This is a genomic window from Halomonas sp. IOP_14 (assembly GCF_021021315.1).
Taxonomy (GTDB): domain Bacteria; phylum Pseudomonadota; class Gammaproteobacteria; order Pseudomonadales; family Halomonadaceae; genus Vreelandella; species Vreelandella titanicae.
The window spans coordinates 60265-74761 of record NZ_JAINWD010000033.1 but is presented as its reverse complement, the minus strand read 5'-3'; the positions used below and the strand labels follow the sequence as shown (position 1 = coordinate 74761).

At 54.7% G+C, this 14497-nt stretch carries 17 protein-coding genes; 13 read left to right on the top strand and 4 right to left on the bottom strand.

Annotated elements, in window-relative coordinates; all coding sequences use genetic code 11:
* Window positions 1–233 precede the first annotated feature (233 nt).
* The 7 genes from K7H09_RS18510 to K7H09_RS18480 all read left to right on the top strand — a co-directional run bounded on the left by K7H09_RS18510 (window position 234) and on the right by K7H09_RS18480 (window position 6710).
* A complete protein-coding gene (locus K7H09_RS18510; RefSeq protein WP_022523859.1) occupies window positions 234–845 on the top strand; it encodes a superoxide dismutase in 612 nt (203 codons plus the stop codon).
* A gap of 263 nt (window positions 846–1108) precedes the next feature.
* Window positions 1109–1330 (top strand): glutaredoxin-like protein NrdH, encoded by a 222-nt coding sequence (gene nrdH / locus K7H09_RS18505; RefSeq protein WP_008956787.1) that lies wholly within the window; start codon window positions 1109–1111, stop codon window positions 1328–1330.
* Between the two features lie 9 nt (window positions 1331–1339).
* Window positions 1340–1774, top strand: a complete 435-nt coding sequence (gene nrdI / locus K7H09_RS18500; protein ID WP_009286427.1) for a class Ib ribonucleoside-diphosphate reductase assembly flavoprotein NrdI — start codon at window positions 1340–1342, stop codon at window positions 1772–1774.
* The gene (gene nrdE / locus K7H09_RS18495; protein ID WP_022523858.1) at window positions 1756–3978 is read left to right on the top strand and encodes a class 1b ribonucleoside-diphosphate reductase subunit alpha; all 2223 of its coding nucleotides are present in this window, start codon (window positions 1756–1758) and stop codon (window positions 3976–3978) included. Before nrdI ends, nrdE begins: the two co-directional genes overlap by 19 nt.
* Window positions 3979–4110: 132 nt before the next feature.
* Window positions 4111–5082 (top strand): class 1b ribonucleoside-diphosphate reductase subunit beta, encoded by a 972-nt coding sequence (gene nrdF / locus K7H09_RS18490; protein WP_041158325.1) that lies wholly within the window; start codon window positions 4111–4113, stop codon window positions 5080–5082.
* A 63-nt stretch (window positions 5083–5145) separates the two neighbouring features.
* Window positions 5146–5544 carry an NUDIX hydrolase gene (locus tag K7H09_RS18485; RefSeq protein WP_039858189.1) on the top strand — a complete coding sequence of 133 codons (399 nt, stop codon included), beginning with the start codon at window positions 5146–5148 and terminating at the stop codon, window positions 5542–5544.
* Window positions 5545–5762: 218 nt separating this feature from the next.
* On the top strand, window positions 5763–6710 hold the full coding sequence (locus K7H09_RS18480; protein WP_039858192.1) for a LysR substrate-binding domain-containing protein: 948 nt from the start codon (window positions 5763–5765) through the stop codon (window positions 6708–6710).
* Between the two features lie 19 nt (window positions 6711–6729).
* Here K7H09_RS18480 and K7H09_RS18475 read toward each other — a convergent pair whose 3' ends face one another.
* A complete protein-coding gene (locus tag K7H09_RS18475; RefSeq protein ID WP_009286431.1) occupies window positions 6730–7623 on the bottom strand; it encodes a DMT family transporter in 894 nt (297 codons plus the stop codon).
* A gap of 288 nt (window positions 7624–7911) precedes the next feature.
* Complete coding sequence (locus K7H09_RS18470; protein WP_084625317.1) at window positions 7912–8058, bottom strand: hypothetical protein; 147 nt, start codon at window positions 8056–8058, stop codon at window positions 7912–7914.
* Window positions 8059–8394: 336 nt separating this feature from the next.
* On the opposite strand from K7H09_RS18470, the gene K7H09_RS18465 reads away from it, so the two are divergent.
* From K7H09_RS18465 to K7H09_RS18440, 6 genes are read left to right on the top strand one after another with little or no spacing between them, the layout of a single operon-like run.
* Entirely contained in the window at window positions 8395–9177 is a 783-nt protein-coding gene (locus tag K7H09_RS18465; protein WP_022523855.1) for a DUF3450 domain-containing protein, read from the top strand.
* Complete coding sequence (locus K7H09_RS18460; protein ID WP_039858195.1) at window positions 9174–10520, top strand: MotA/TolQ/ExbB proton channel family protein; 1347 nt, start codon at window positions 9174–9176, stop codon at window positions 10518–10520. The genes K7H09_RS18465 and K7H09_RS18460 overlap by 4 nt, the downstream gene beginning before the upstream one ends.
* A gap of 1 nt (window position 10521) precedes the next feature.
* Window positions 10522–11064 (top strand): MotA/TolQ/ExbB proton channel family protein, encoded by a 543-nt coding sequence (locus K7H09_RS18455; protein ID WP_039858198.1) that lies wholly within the window; start codon window positions 10522–10524, stop codon window positions 11062–11064.
* Window positions 11057–11464 carry an ExbD/TolR family protein gene (locus tag K7H09_RS18450; protein ID WP_022523852.1) on the top strand — a complete coding sequence of 136 codons (408 nt, stop codon included), beginning with the start codon at window positions 11057–11059 and terminating at the stop codon, window positions 11462–11464. Before K7H09_RS18455 ends, K7H09_RS18450 begins: the two co-directional genes overlap by 8 nt.
* Window positions 11461–12231 (top strand): TonB family protein, encoded by a 771-nt coding sequence (locus K7H09_RS18445; RefSeq protein WP_027959125.1) that lies wholly within the window; start codon window positions 11461–11463, stop codon window positions 12229–12231. The genes K7H09_RS18450 and K7H09_RS18445 overlap by 4 nt, the downstream gene beginning before the upstream one ends.
* A gap of 4 nt (window positions 12232–12235) precedes the next feature.
* Entirely contained in the window at window positions 12236–13300 is a 1065-nt protein-coding gene (locus tag K7H09_RS18440) for a tetratricopeptide repeat protein (protein WP_141441249.1), read from the top strand.
* Between the two features lie 18 nt (window positions 13301–13318).
* Here K7H09_RS18440 and xthA read toward each other — a convergent pair whose 3' ends face one another.
* Both xthA and K7H09_RS18430 read right to left on the bottom strand, forming a co-directional pair.
* Window positions 13319–14146, bottom strand: coding sequence for an exodeoxyribonuclease III (gene xthA, locus K7H09_RS18435; protein WP_009286434.1), 828 nt, complete (start codon window positions 14144–14146; stop codon window positions 13319–13321).
* Entirely contained in the window at window positions 14146–14403 is a 258-nt protein-coding gene (locus K7H09_RS18430) for a hypothetical protein (protein ID WP_022523848.1), read from the bottom strand. Before K7H09_RS18430 ends, xthA begins: the two co-directional genes overlap by 1 nt.
* Window positions 14404–14497: the final 94 nt, after the last annotated feature.

Here is a 14497-nt window from a genome sequence, read left to right as displayed (position 1 = left end):
GATCCTGCCCGAGCTTGAGAGCAAGCTGTAAGCAATACCGTGATTCAATAGCGGTGGGCCGACTTCGCCAGAAGTCGGCTTTTTTTTTGGCGGGTGTATTAGGTAAACTGGCAATAGTTGACTAAAGTACTGGGGCAAAAGGTAAGAAAAACCACCCCGGTGGTTGAAAAAGCTGCGGGCTGACCGCACATAGATAAGTGAAAGCAACGAAAGCCACTCAAGGAGATGATGATATGGCACATACACTACCCGAATTGCCGTACGCATATGACGCTCTCGAACCAAACATCGATGCGATGACGATGGAAATTCACCATTCTCGTCACCATCAAACCTACATCAACAACCTGAACGCCACGCTGGAAGGCACAGGTCTTGAAGATGTACCTGTCGAAGAGCTGGTCGCTAATCTGGATCGCGTTCCAGAAGCCAAGCGTCAAGCCGTTATCAATAACGGTGGCGGTCATGCCAACCACTCCATGTTTTGGCAAATGATGTCGCCTAACGGTGGTGGTAATCCCCAGGGTGATGTCGCAAAAGCGATTGACGCTGAGCTGGGTGGCCTGGAAGCCTTTAAAGAAGAATTCAAAAAAGCCGCCCTTGGCCGTTTCGGCAGTGGTTGGGCTTGGCTCTCCATTACTCCTGAAAAGAAATTGGTGGTAGAGAATACCCTGAACCAAGACAGCCCGTTGATGCACGGCAACACGCCGCTGCTCGGTCTGGATGTTTGGGAGCATGCCTACTACCTGAAGTATCAAAACAAGCGTCCTGACTACATTGCTGCGTTCTTTAACGTAGTTAACTGGGAAGACGTTGAGCGTCGTTATCAAGCTGCGATTAGCTAATATTGCTATGAGCCGCTAACTGCGCCGGTTCACGGCGCTGTTAAAAACCGTCCACTTTTTAGTGGGCGGTTTTTTATTGCCTGGGACAGTGTTTTAGGGGCAGGGTTGGGCATTAGCTGTCAATATCCTGTGGATGAAAAATACCACATATGCTTGAATTGATTTTTCATTGGTCTATATATAGTATGCGTCGTATCTTTTAGAGAGGGCAGGCACTAGATGTGCCCTACCCGAAAAATGCCGCTATGAAAAGGAAAATAGCCATGGAAATCCAAATTTATAGCAAGCCCGCTTGTGTTCAATGCACCGCGACTTACCGCGCGCTCGACAAGCAGGGGCTTGATTACACTGTTATCGATATTACCGCCGAATCCGGTGCCCAAGAAGAAGTCGAAGCTCTCGGCTATCGCCAGCTTCCTGTCGTAGTCGTCGGCGAGGATCACTGGTCGGGTTTCCGCCCAGACCGCATTCAAGCGCTGGCTTAAGTCATCCCAATGCTGGCAAGTTGCTCACCTTCACCTATCGCCGGCAGTTTGGTTTACTTCTCTACAAAATCAGGCAATACCCATCGATTTGTAGAAAAACTTGGTTTTGCCGCAAAGCGACTGCCGTTGAATCGAGATGAGCCTGTTCCACGAGTCACCCAGCCGTATATTTTAATTACCCCCACTTATGGTGGGGGAAGCGAGCAGGGTGCGGTGCCCAAGCAGGTGATCCATTTTCTTAACGACACACATAATCGAAGCCTCCTGCGGGGGGTGATTGCAGCGGGAAATACAAATTTTGGCGAAGCGTATGGCCTTGCTGGCCGCATTATTGCGAAAAAATGCCAAGTGCCGCTGCTGTATCGATTCGAATTATTTGGCACCGACGATGACGTGGCCAATGTCCGTCAAGGAGTAGAAGAGTTTTGGAAACGACAAACCTAGCCCTGAAAGACTCAGCGCCGAAAGACTCAGTCTCGAACGACGTATCCACTAAAAACGGTGAGGCCAAGCGGCCAGCGGCGAAGACAGAAGCTCGCACGCTGGACTATCACGCTCTTAACGCCATGCTCAACCTGTACGGTGCCAATGGCGAGCTGCAGCTGGATAAAGATCGCGAAGCGGCACGCCAGTACTTTTTGCAGCACGTTAACCAGAACACGGTGTTTTTCCACTCGTTAGAGGAGAAACTCGATTACCTGGTCGAAGAGCAGTATTACGAAGCCGAGATGCTGGCCCAGTACAGCTTCGCCTTTATCAAGGCGCTGTTCGAGCAGGCCTATGCATATAAGTTTCGCTTCCCTAGCTTTTTGGGCGCCTTTAAGTACTACACCAGCTACACGCTGAAGACGTTCGACGGCAAGCGCTATCTAGAGCGTTACGAAGACCGCGTCTGCATGGTCGCGCTAACCCTGGCGCGGGGCGACGAAACGCTGGCGAAGTCGCTGGTGGATGAAATCATTAGCGGCCGCTTTCAGCCGGCGACCCCCACCTTTTTGAACTGTGGCAAGCAGCAGCGCGGCGAGCTGGTGTCATGCTTCCTACTGCGTATCGAAGACAATATGGAGTCGATTGGCCGTTCGATTAACTCGGCCCTCCAGCTCTCCAAACGCGGCGGCGGCGTGGCGTTTCTGCTCAGTAATATTCGTGAGTCGGGTGCGCCCATCAAGCGTATTGAAAACCAGTCATCGGGCATCATCCCGATTATGAAACTGCTGGAAGACGCCTTCTCCTATGCTAACCAGCTGGGGGCTCGTCAGGGGGCAGGGGCGGTGTATCTTAACGCTCACCACCCGGATATCCTGCGCTTTTTGGATACCAAGCGGGAAAATGCCGACGAGAAAATTCGTATCAAAACGCTCTCCCTGGGCGTGACGATTCCGGATATTACCTTTGAACTTGCCAAGCGCAACGACGACATGTACCTGTTCTCGCCCTACGATGTAGAGCGTGTTTACGGCGTGCCCTTTGGCGACATCAGCGTTACCGAGAAGTACCAAGAGATGGTTGCGGATGCGCGCATTCGTAAGCATAAGATCAATGCACGGGCCTTCTTCCAAACTCTAGCCGAGCTGCAGTTCGAGTCGGGCTACCCGTACATCATGTTCGAAGACACGGTTAATCGCGCCAACCCGATTGCTGGCCGTATCAACATGAGCAACCTTTGCTCGGAAATTCTTCAGGTCAATACGCCTACCGAGTATGACGATGACCTGGGTTATCGCCAAATCGGTCAGGACATCTCCTGTAACCTGGGCTCCATGAACATTGCCAAGGTGATGGACGCAGGCGATATCGGTACCAGTGTGGAAATCGCCATTCGTGGCCTCACCGCCGTATCAGAGATGAGTAACCTGCGCAGCGTGCCCTCTATTGCCGAAGGTAATGCCAAGTCGCGGGCGATTGGCTTGGGCCAGATGAACCTGCACGGCTATCTGGCGCGGGAGCACATTTACTACGGCTCTGACGAAGGTTTGGATTTTACCAACCTCTACTTCTACTGCGTTGCCTTCCATGCGATTCGTGCGTCGAACCGTTTGGCGATTGAGCACAAAGAGTCGTTTGCGGGCTTTGCAGACTCTACCTACGCCTCGGGTACTTTCTTCGATAAGTACACCGACCAGGCGTGGCTGCCGCGCACCGATAAAGTACGTGGGCTATTTGAGCGCAGCGGTATCGCGCTGCCGACCCAGGACGATTGGCAGGAGCTGAAAGCCTCGGTCATGGCCCACGGTTTGTATAACCGTAACCTGCAGGCAGTACCGCCCACGGGGTCGATCTCCTATATCAATAACTCCACCTCCAGTATTCACCCGGTGGCGGCGAGAATCGAGATTCGTAAAGAGGGCAAGTTGGGACGCGTTTATTACCCGGCGCCTTTCCTGGATGAAGCTAATTTTGACTACTTCCAGGACGCCTACGAAATCGGCCCGGAAAAGATCATCGATACCTACGCGGAAGCCTCGCAGCACGTCGATCAGGGCTTATCGCTAACGCTGTTCTTCCCGGACACCGCAAGCACGCGCGATATCAATAAGGCGCAGATTTACGCCTGGCGCAAAGGCATCAAAACGCTTTACTACATTCGCCTGCGCCAGAGTGCGTTAGAAGGTACCGAGGTAGAAGGCTGCGTTTCCTGCACGCTGTAATGGTACTGATTTCTGTCGATACGCCTTGTATCTGTTATTGAGCATTCGTTTTTAAAACAAGCTTTTTATAACCAATTTTTATAAATAAGCTTTGCTAGCCCGGCTGTCACAGCCGGGCTTCGAGAGAGTGATATGAATACCATGCAACGTTTATCGCGGGTTGATGCGATTAACTGGAACCGGCTTCAAGACGATAAAGACCTGGAAGTGTGGAACCGCTTGACCAGTAATTTTTGGCTGCCCGAGAAGGTGCCACTGTCGAACGATATTCAGTCGTGGAATACGCTGACCGAGAAAGAAAAGCAGCTGACGATCCGCGTTTTCACGGGCCTGACACTGCTGGACACCATCCAAGGCAGCGTGGGTGCGCCGGTATTAATGGAAGATGCTCGCACTCCCCATGAAGAGGCGGTTTACACCAACATCGCCTTTATGGAATCAGTGCATGCGCGCTCCTACAGCTCGATTTTCTCGACGCTCTGCACCACTCGTGATGTGGACGATGCCTTTCGCTGGAGTGAAGAGAATCCCACGCTGCAGGCGAAATCTGAGCTGATTTTAGAGCGCTACCGCTCGGATGATCCGCTGATGCGCAAAGTCGCCAGCGTGTTCCTGGAGTCATTTCTGTTCTACTCCGGCTTCTACCTGCCGATGTACTGGTCAAGCCATGCCAAGTTGACCAACACCGCCGACCTTATTCGTCTAATCATTCGCGACGAAGCGGTACACGGCTACTACATCGGCTATAAATTCCAGCAGGCAATGGCGGAAGCGACGCCAGCGCGTCAGCAGGAAGTCAAAGATTACGCCTACGAGCTGCTGCTGGAGCTCTACGACAACGAAGTGCGCTACACCGAGTCACTGTATGACGAGGTAGGTCTAAGCGAAGATGTGAAAAAATTCCTTCACTACAACGCCAATAAAGCGCTGATGAATCTTGGCTTTGAGCCCCTATTCCCCAGCAGCGTCACCGATGTAGATCCAACCATCATGGCGGCGCTGTCACCCAACGCCGACGAGAACCACGATTTCTTCTCCGGCTCCGGCTCCTCCTACGTGATCGGCAAAGCCGTCGCCACCGAAGACGACGACTGGGCGTTTTAATGGCCGTATGAGTGGGTAGTAGATAAGCTGGTGGTATAGATAAAGGCGCATAAAGGAGGAGGTATGCCAGACAACCCCGCTAACGTATTGAAAATTGCCGCAGCAATGGTGAGCGATCCAGATGGTCGTTTGCTACTCGTGCGTAAGCACAATACGTCCTTCTTTATGCAGCCCGGCGGCAAGATCGATGCGGGTGAAACCGAGCTAGAGGCACTGTGCCGTGAGCTGAAAGAGGAGTTAGGCTTGAACGTGAATAGCGATCAGCTTTCGCCGTTAGGCATACACTCCGCTCCCGCTGCCAATGAGCCGGGCATGATGCTCGAAGCGCACCTGTTTAGCCTTGTTATTGATGAGCCTGTCGAGGCGGCAGCTGAAATTGCCGAGGCAAGATGGGTGACCCGTGAAGAGGCTTGGCTGCTTCCTCTAGCGCCGCTGACGAAAGAGTACGTAGTGGTAAATTAGTGTTGATTTCTCAGTAAGGCAACAGCGTTTAAGGCTGGCCATAATCCAGGCTAGGTATGCGCTAAGCGTCATTGATGTCCGATAACTTTAAACGTATTGAGTAATGCTTCGATTCCATTAGCACCGCTTGGCGATCTCTTCTGGAAAACCAATTGTCTGGTTGCGTTTAATTCTCCCGCAAGCGTATAAAAGAACATGCATTTGTGGAGAGTGGGGGCATGGCAGACATAATAAAGACTGCACGTAAGGCCAACTTAGATACAACACTATTGCGTACGCTGGTATCCATAAGCGATTGCGGTGGGTTTTCCGAAGCGGCGCAGGTCTTGCATCTAACTCAATCGGCTGTTTCTCACCATGTGCGTCGTCTTGAGGAACAGCTTGGTAATACTTTGTTCGCGACCCATGGGCGGCGAAGGCGCCTTACAGAGTCAGGTGAACTCTTTCTATGGTACGCGCGGCAAATTCTTGCCCTCAACGACGAAGCTTTCGATAAGCTCGGGCAGTATCGTGGAGTTGCAAAAGAGATTCGCTTGGGAGTGTCGGAATACTTTGCTCAAGACTACCTGCCGATCATGCTGGCCTCCTTGCCTCTTGAGCAAAAGGGAATTCGCATTATTCCTCAGCTAGGGCGCTCAACGGTACTGCAACATAAGCTCAATGATGGACAGCTTGATATGGTCATCGCTGTCGACATTCCCGAAACATCGCGTCCGAGTGTGCTAGAAAGCATACATGTGGCAGACCGGCGCCTTTCCTGGGTAGGAGCCCAACACTCTTTACTAGCATCCTGTAATGAGATTCCACTTGTTGCTTTTTCTCCCCCGTGCATACTACGAGACCTGCAAATCAACAGGCTCAAGCACAGTCAGCTGCAATGGCGCATAGCTTATGAGGCGCGTGATTTAGGCGATTTACTAGCAGCGGTCAAAGCGGGCCTGGGTGTGAGCGCTCTCCCTTTTATCCCGTCACTATATGGGCTCGCCTCCCCGATAAATGAGCAACAACTCCCTTTGCTGCCGGATATTCGAATCAGCATTAAAATCGCTGCCAACGTCGAGTCCCACCAAGTAGAGTGGCTGATTCAGCTTATTCGTCGCTGCTGGGACTCTCCTGAACAACAGAAAGCAGGAGCTGCGCCTCTCCAAGTGCCATGCGCTATGTGATTGGGGCAAGGCGAAACGGCTAGCGGTTATTCAGATAAACCCCGCAAGCGGTGACTGCAAAGCCAATCATGGCTAACGGGTGAAGTGTTTCGCCGAGAATCACAAAGGCCATAAGGGCGGTCATGCCGGGTATTAGGTAGAAGAGGCTGGCCACTTTGCTTGCCTCGCCGCGACGAATCATGACGTATAGCACGCTGATGGCTCCAATCGAGTTCACAAGGCTCATCCAGCTTGTCGCGAATAAGAAAGTAGGCGTGACTTGGAAGTACAGGTCTTCAAGTATATGGGCTGCAACAAATGCAAAGGTTGCTGCGACACTCAGTTGAATGAATCCACCCGTACGTAGATCCATGCTTGTACAAAATTTCTTCTGGTAAAGCGTGCCCAGCGTGATACCAAGTAGGGCGAAGAGAATCGCGATATAGCCCCCGACCGTTGCCTCCCCAAAAGAGAACTTTTCCGAAACGACCAACACAACACCTGCTAGGCCAATCAGAAGGCCCACCCATTGATGTTGCTTGATGCGTTCAGAAAGAAAAACACTGGCGCCAAGTGCAACGAAGATGGGCATTGTGCCGACAATGAGTGCCGAAACTCCCGCGCTCACACCGAGATTGATGCCGGTATAGAGCCCCGAAAATTGCATTGCTTGAATCAGCAGCCCGACAACCGCAATGTGGCCAACCTCCTTCCACGTTTTTGGCCACGGTGCGCGTGTTGCAACGGCGACCATAAGTAGAACCAGGGCGGCACTAGCGAAGCGCAGAAAGATCATGGTGTACGGGCCGACAAAGGGCAGGGCTGCTTTGCCAGCCACGTAGCCAGAGCTCCACATAACGATGAAAAGCAAAGGCAGCCCTAGGGCGGTCACGCCTGGGCGAAAACGAGGGATTGTGGTTGTATTTGATGTCATTGGAATCTCTCCTTAGTGGGTTTGTTACCAAGGAAAGGCTAGTGAGATCCAATGATTATGAATAATGAAGATTTGGCCAGGGATACTTTACGAAACGTAATGGATGAGGAGCGGCAGAGGCGGATCATCGACCGCTAAGTGACCTACTGCGAGCGAGAGCGCGCCGATATTAATGTACGACGTCGTGATACGACTATTCATCTAGGTGGTAATAACGTGATGACCACGCTGCGGCTTCTATCGCTTCCTGTGATGCTTCTTCCAGTATTCTCACTGCCCGCACTGTTACTAACCTAGCCTCTCGCGCATCTGCTTCCGAAACTCCTCACGGATCAGTAAGGTGGCATTGCCGCTTCTGGCTTTGAAGGCGCGCTGACTGATTTCTTCGTTCCAGGCTTGTTCAACGGAATTATCTCGTGGGTCGTTCAGGCTCATGAGCCAGCGCTGCTCGCTCCGATCCTGAAAGTGTCGAAATCTGTGAACGTAGCTGATTTAGTGTTTCGGCAGTCATAGGGCATTTCCGAGTAACTATCTAATGGTGCTATCCCCATTCAGAGACCCTCGCAAGGTGGTCAGTAGGACGCCGGTCATGATGGAGGAGAGTGCTTCCAGCGGCAACGAAATCGACTGATTGTTAATGATAAATATTGTCATTTATTCTATTAGTGGTAGGCTATGACCCGTAAAAGATAAACGCAAATCGTTCTAATACCTAATTAGTTTCTAGTTGGGCGGTGCTCGCCGCCCGCTACTCAGTGACGGAGAGTCGACGTGCTGAACAGGCCTTTCTTTGCCTTGCGTGGATGGTGGCTAGCGGGAGTGCTGGCCAGTGGCACGCTGATGGCAAGTGAACAAGCAGTGGCTCAAGCGGCCGAAAGTGTCGAAGCCCAGCAAACCCAGGCAGCGCTTCAGGAGCAGATCGATGCTGCCGATGAACAGACCCGGGAGCAGTTGGAGGAGTTGCGCCGTTTGGAGCGCGAAACCCGCCAGTTGAAGGCTGATAACGCCTCTCTGTCCGGGCGCTTGGCGGAAGAGGCCGAGCGTCAGCAGCGTTTGGCGACGGCGCTGGATACGCTGGAAGAGACCCGCGCAGCGCTGCCCGTGATCGAACAGAATATGGCCGAGCAACTGAGCGGCTGGATTGAGCGTGACCTGCCGTTTCTACGTGAAGAGCGGTTGGCGCGGGTTGAGCGTCAGCCAGACGAGCAAGGTCAAAACACTATCGAGCGTATTAATGGACTGTTAGAGGCCTGGCGTGTTGAGCTCGATTATGGTCAGGAGATGGACAGCTGGCGGGGGCGTTTAAGTCAGGATGGTCGCGAACGCGAAGTGGATTTCTTGCGCATCGGGCGTATCGGCTTTTATTACCTAACCCCCGATGGCCGTGAGGGGGGTGTTTGGAGTGCTGAGAACGGCGCATGGCAGCCGCTGGATGACGAGTACCTGCGTGAAGTGCGCAGTGGGCTGCGTATGGCGGAAGATCAGCGCGCCCCTGATCTATTAACCTTGCCGCTCTCGATCAGTGCCAATGACCTGCAGGGAGAGCAACCATGAGTCGACTAACACTCCGTCAACTTGGCTATGTCTGTGTTGTATTGGGACTGGTAGCGGTAAGTGGTATATCAATGGCGCAAACCGAAAGCGCTACTTCTCTGCGTGAAGCCCGTGAGGCTGCTGAAGCGCGAGACCAGCAGCGGCTAATGAGCTTTCTGGATGACCAGCAGGCGCTAGAGTCCGCGCTGGAGCAGGCGCGCGCAGAGCACGAAGATGTCCAGCAGCAGCATGAAGCACTACAGGCGCAGCAGGCAGAGCAAACAGATCAAGCCAGCGAGCTGAGCGAGCGCCAGGCAGAGCAGGGCGAAGCGCTCTCGAGTCTGCTGGCCAATCTTGCCCGACATAGCTCAGAGATTCGCAACACGCTTGGCGAACAGAGTCTGCTAACCCTTGAGGAGGGCTCGCTGCCGCCGCGGTTGGATGAAGTGGAAGTGCTTGAGCGCCATCAGTTGGAAAACGTGGTGGATCGCTTGGCAACGCTAACCGCGCGCACCGGCCGTGCCGAACGGCTTTCAATGCCAGTAGCCGATGCTAACGGCGAGGTGGCCGCCCGCGAGTTGGTGCGGTTGGGCGATTTTGCGGCCTTTACCGAGAACGAGCTTTTAGAGCGCGGTGAAAATGACGGCAACCTAGTGGTTCTGCCGCGTACCCCCGATGCCATTGGCGGGGTACTGGCGGATTACTACCCAGGCGAGAGCAGCGTCTTTGCCATTGATCCTACCCAGGGCAGCGTGCTGGAGGCCTTGGCCCAGCAACCCAGTCTATGGGAGCGTTTCCAGCAGGGCGGCTATGTCGGCTACGTTGTCGTGGCGCTGGGTATTCTGGGTATGATCATCGGTCTGGGGCAGTATCTCTATCTAGTGCTGGTTAGCCTGCGCGTAAAGCGTCAGCGGCAATCCCTCGATCAGTTGCGGGACAATAACCCGTTGGGGCGGGTGCTACTGCGCTTTGAAGGCATGGATAAACATCAAACTCCGGAGGCGCTGGAAGCGCGGTTGGATGAAGCGGTGTTGGCCGAGTTGCCCAGGTTGGAACGCAGCCAGCCGATGGTGAAGCTGCTTGCCGCGATAGCACCGTTGCTCGGCCTGCTGGGCACGGTAACCGGCATGATCGTGACTTTCCAGGCGATTACCGTGTTTGGCACCGGCGACCCGCAACTTATGGCGGGCGGCATCAGTCAGGCACTAGTGACCACCGTACTAGGTCTAATTACCGCCGTACCGCTGTTGTTTGTACAGACCGCTTTGGCAGGCCGCAGCCGTTACTTGACCCACGTGATTGAAGGGCAGGCGAGCGCGACACTGGCAGATCATCTGGAATCTCACACGCCCGTGGTGAATTAACATGTCCACTCTTCCTCTCTGGCTCGAACCCGTTGAGCGCTTAGTAGAGGCGGGTGGCGCGGTACTGGTGGTTTTGGCCGTCGTGGCCATACTGGTGTTTGCCATGGCTATGGAGCGCTGGTGGTACTACCGGATTACTTGGCGTATAGCACGCCGTCAACTGTTACGCCGCTGGGCGGCACGTAGTGACCACTCCAGTTGGAGTGCCCGGACACTGCGTCAGGTGTGGGCCGAGGCGCTGGTCGCCAGGCTGCGCAAACCCTTGCCATGGTTAAAACTGTTAGTCGCGCTATGTCCGTTACTAGGCTTGTTAGGCACCGTGACGGGCATGATTAGCGTGTTCGATAGCCTTTCGCTGAGCGAGACCCATCAAGCCCGCGCTATGGCAGATGGGGTTGCCCGGGCGACACTGCCGACCTTGACCGGCATGGCCATTGCCGTAGTAGGGCTGTTATTTATTAGTCGTTTAGAGCACGTCATCCGTCGCGAAGACCAGCGGCTGCATGATCGCCTGGCGCGGGCACTGGAGGAGAGTGATGCGTAGACGTCGTTCCATAGATGCGACTGCTGAGAGCAACGAGGTGAATCTTACCCCGATGCTTGACGTGGTATTTATCATGCTGATTTTCTTTATTGTGACTACCAGCTTTGTCAAAGAGAGCGGTGTCGAGATTGAGCGGCCGGAATCCAGCGCCGCCACCCCGCGCCCGGATGCCCAGGTGCTCGTGGCGATTTCCCCCGAGGGTGCAGTGTGGGTAGATGGCAGTCCCGTGGATGCCCATCGGGTCGGCCAGCAGGTAGCCGATATGCTAAGTGATGATGGCTCGGTGGTTATTCAGGCGGATCGCGAATCCACCACGGGCTTGCTGATCGAGGTGATGGATCGCCTACGTGAGGCGGGCGTTGACCAAGTGGCGGTGGCGGCGAGTCGGAGTGGGTCATGATGCGCCACCTGCTGTCATTATTGGGAGGCGTCGTGCTGGCGGTGGGCTTGTTCTGGCTACTTGCCCAGCTAGTGGCTCCCCCTGAGCGGGAGCCCGAAGAGCTGACCATGAGCATGGCGATGACCATGATTGAAGCGCCGGAGGTGGCCCCTGAGCAGGAGGCGCCCACGCCTCAGCCTGTTGAAGCGGCACCCCAGCAAACGCCGCCGCCCATGCCTGCACCCGAGCCGCCCCCGGTAACGGAAAGCACTATTAGTCTGCCTGAAGTGGAGCTGCCAGATGAGCCCGTCGAGCCGGTTGAAATGGACAGCGAACTCCCGGAGCTAACGGAAGTTAAACCGGAACCCCGGCCCGAACCTACTTCTGAGCCGAGACCAGAGCCGACCCCGCAACAGCAACCTGTTGAGGCAGCTCCTAGAGCAGCCCCTGCATCAGTGGATTCTGCACCCGCCGTGCGCGAAGCTGCCCCGGAAGCTCAACCAGCGCCCTCTAATGAGCCGGTGAATGTGGGTCAGGTGACACCGACGAACCAAGTTGGTCCAAATTACCCGCCCCGTGCCCAGCGCCGAGGTATGGAAGGCTTTGTAGAGGTGGCTTTTACGATTCGGCGTGATGGCAGTGTCGACAGCTCTTCTATACGGGTTACCAGCGCGCAGCCGCGTCGGGTGTTTGATGATGCCGCGCGGGAGGCAATTGCCAAGTGGCAATTTGAACCCAGTGATCGGTTACGCAATGCCACCCAGCGGATCGAGTTTGAGTTGAGGTAGCCGTATGAAGCGTCTTTTATGCATTCTATTACTCAGTGTTTGGCCTCTTTCGTCACAGGCCAGCCCTGCGCTACAAGGTGATGTGATTGCTGACCTCAATGCGCTGCAAAGCCAGTTAAAAGAGGGCGCGTTGCCTCAGGTCGTTGAGCGGGCAACGGCCCAGGCTGAGCGGTTGGCATCCGGCAACCAATCGGATCAGTGGGCCAGTGCGCTCTATCAGCAGTTGGCGGCAGGTGCCTTGGCGCGTCAGGATCAGCACGCTGCGGCAGCGGATCGGCTGGCGATTGCCCGTGGCTTAAACGGTGTCGATAGTGCCCAAGCAGCCCGTTGGCTACGTGATGAGGCCTCACTGCGCCGTGCTGCCGGTCAGCGTGATCAAGCCATTGAGTTACTCAGTGAGTGGTTAGCCAATCAACAGGATATTGACACTACCTGGCAGTTAATCCGCCTGCTGGCGCAACAGGAGCGTTGGCAAGACGCTGCCGACTGGCTAGAGCAGGCGCTTAATGAGACGCCAGAGTTAAGCGAAGCACAGCAGACTCTGGCGCTTGCTGTGTATCGCAATGCAGGGCAAGGCGATCAGGCATTGGGCTGGCTGCTGGATGGCTTGAATGCGCAAAGCGACGCCGCCGATTGGCGCCAAGCCGCCGGGCTTGCTCAACAGGCTGGTCAGTCAGGGGTAGCCGCTGCCCTGTGGGAGACGGCGTGGCAATTAGGTAAGTTGACCGAGCAGGAAGATTTCTGGCTGTTGATTCAACTTCATCTCGCCGGCGGAACCCCTGCTAGAGCGGCAGAGCACCTAGAGCGGGCGCTGAATGAGGGCGATATAGTTCGCGATGAGTCCCATCTGCGTTTGCTTGCTAACGCTTGGCGGCAGGCTAAAGACGTTGAGAAGGCCCTGAATGCCTGGCACACCTTAGCGCTGCATACGCAAGCTGCCGCCGACTGGCGGGCTTATGGCCAACTCGCTTATGCCTGGGGTGAGGATGGGCAAGCGAAACAAGCTTTTGCCCGCGCCTCGTCGCTAGGTGACGATGAGGCGGAGCAATGGCTGACCAGCTTTGGCTAGAAAAGACTACGTAGAAAACTACGCCTTAAGCGTGAGAGCGAAGTCGCTCCAGGTAGGCGCGTGATCAGAGGGGCGTTCCATGCCGCGCAGGTCATAGTCGATGCCAGCGGCAGTAACCTGATCGGCTAGCGCCTTGGTGACTAGAATATAGTCGATACGCAGGCCGCGCTTGGGCTCCTGGTTAAACCCTTTTGAGCGGTAATCAAACCAGCTAAAACGATCATCGCTTTGTGGATAGCAGAGGCGATAGCTGTCGGTAAGTCCCCAGGCTTTAATGCCTTCGAGCCATTCGCGCTCAACGGGCTGAAAGCTGGTTTTGCCTTCGCGCAGCCAGCGCTTGCGGTTAGCGTCGCCAATGCCAATGTCCTGATCTTCCGGCGAGATATTAAAGTCGCCCATGATCGCCAGCCGCTCGTCGGGACGGTGCTGTTCGTTGAGCAATCGCGCTAGTTGGCCATAAAAGCGCTCTTTATGGGGGAATTTGGTCGGGTGAGTAACGTTTTCGCCCTGAGGAAAATAACCGTTCCATACTGTCACGGCTTCTCCGTCCTCGGCGATCAGACGAACGCCGATCATGCGTCGCTGAGCGTCTTCCTCATCATCGGGGAAACCGTAAAAAATCTCTTCGGGCGCCTGACGGCACATTAAAGCGACGCCGTAATGGCCTTTTTGGCCGTGATAAAAAACGTGGTAGCCCATGGCTTCCACGTCGGCAAGCGGGAACTCGCTGTCCTGTACCTTGGTTTCCTGCAGCCCAATTACGTCCGGCTGCTGAGTGTCGATCAACGCCTGTAACTGGTGAAGTCGTGCTCGAATGCCATTAATGTTGAACGAGACCAAGCGCATTACGAGTCGTCCCCCTTAGGTTTGCTAGCGTCGCTGCTCGATTTGTCAGGGTGTATAGCAATATCCTGCCCGCTCTGCTGGCGAGCGAGTTTTCTCACCGCCTGCAGTTTGCGCTGCTGCTGCTTTTTCGCTACAAAACGGCGCGAAGGGGCCACTTGGTCGGGATTGTCGTGGCGCCATTTTTTATAATCTTTCCGCCGGCCGGTACGGATTGTCACCTTATCGGCCAGTGAACGAGTTTTTTTCTTACGCGTCATGTCGCGCTCCTTACGTCGATTTGACGGCTATTCTAACAGGCCTTGGGACTCCTTCGACAGCAGGACGCGCTCTTATCGCCAAGCCCTGGTACAA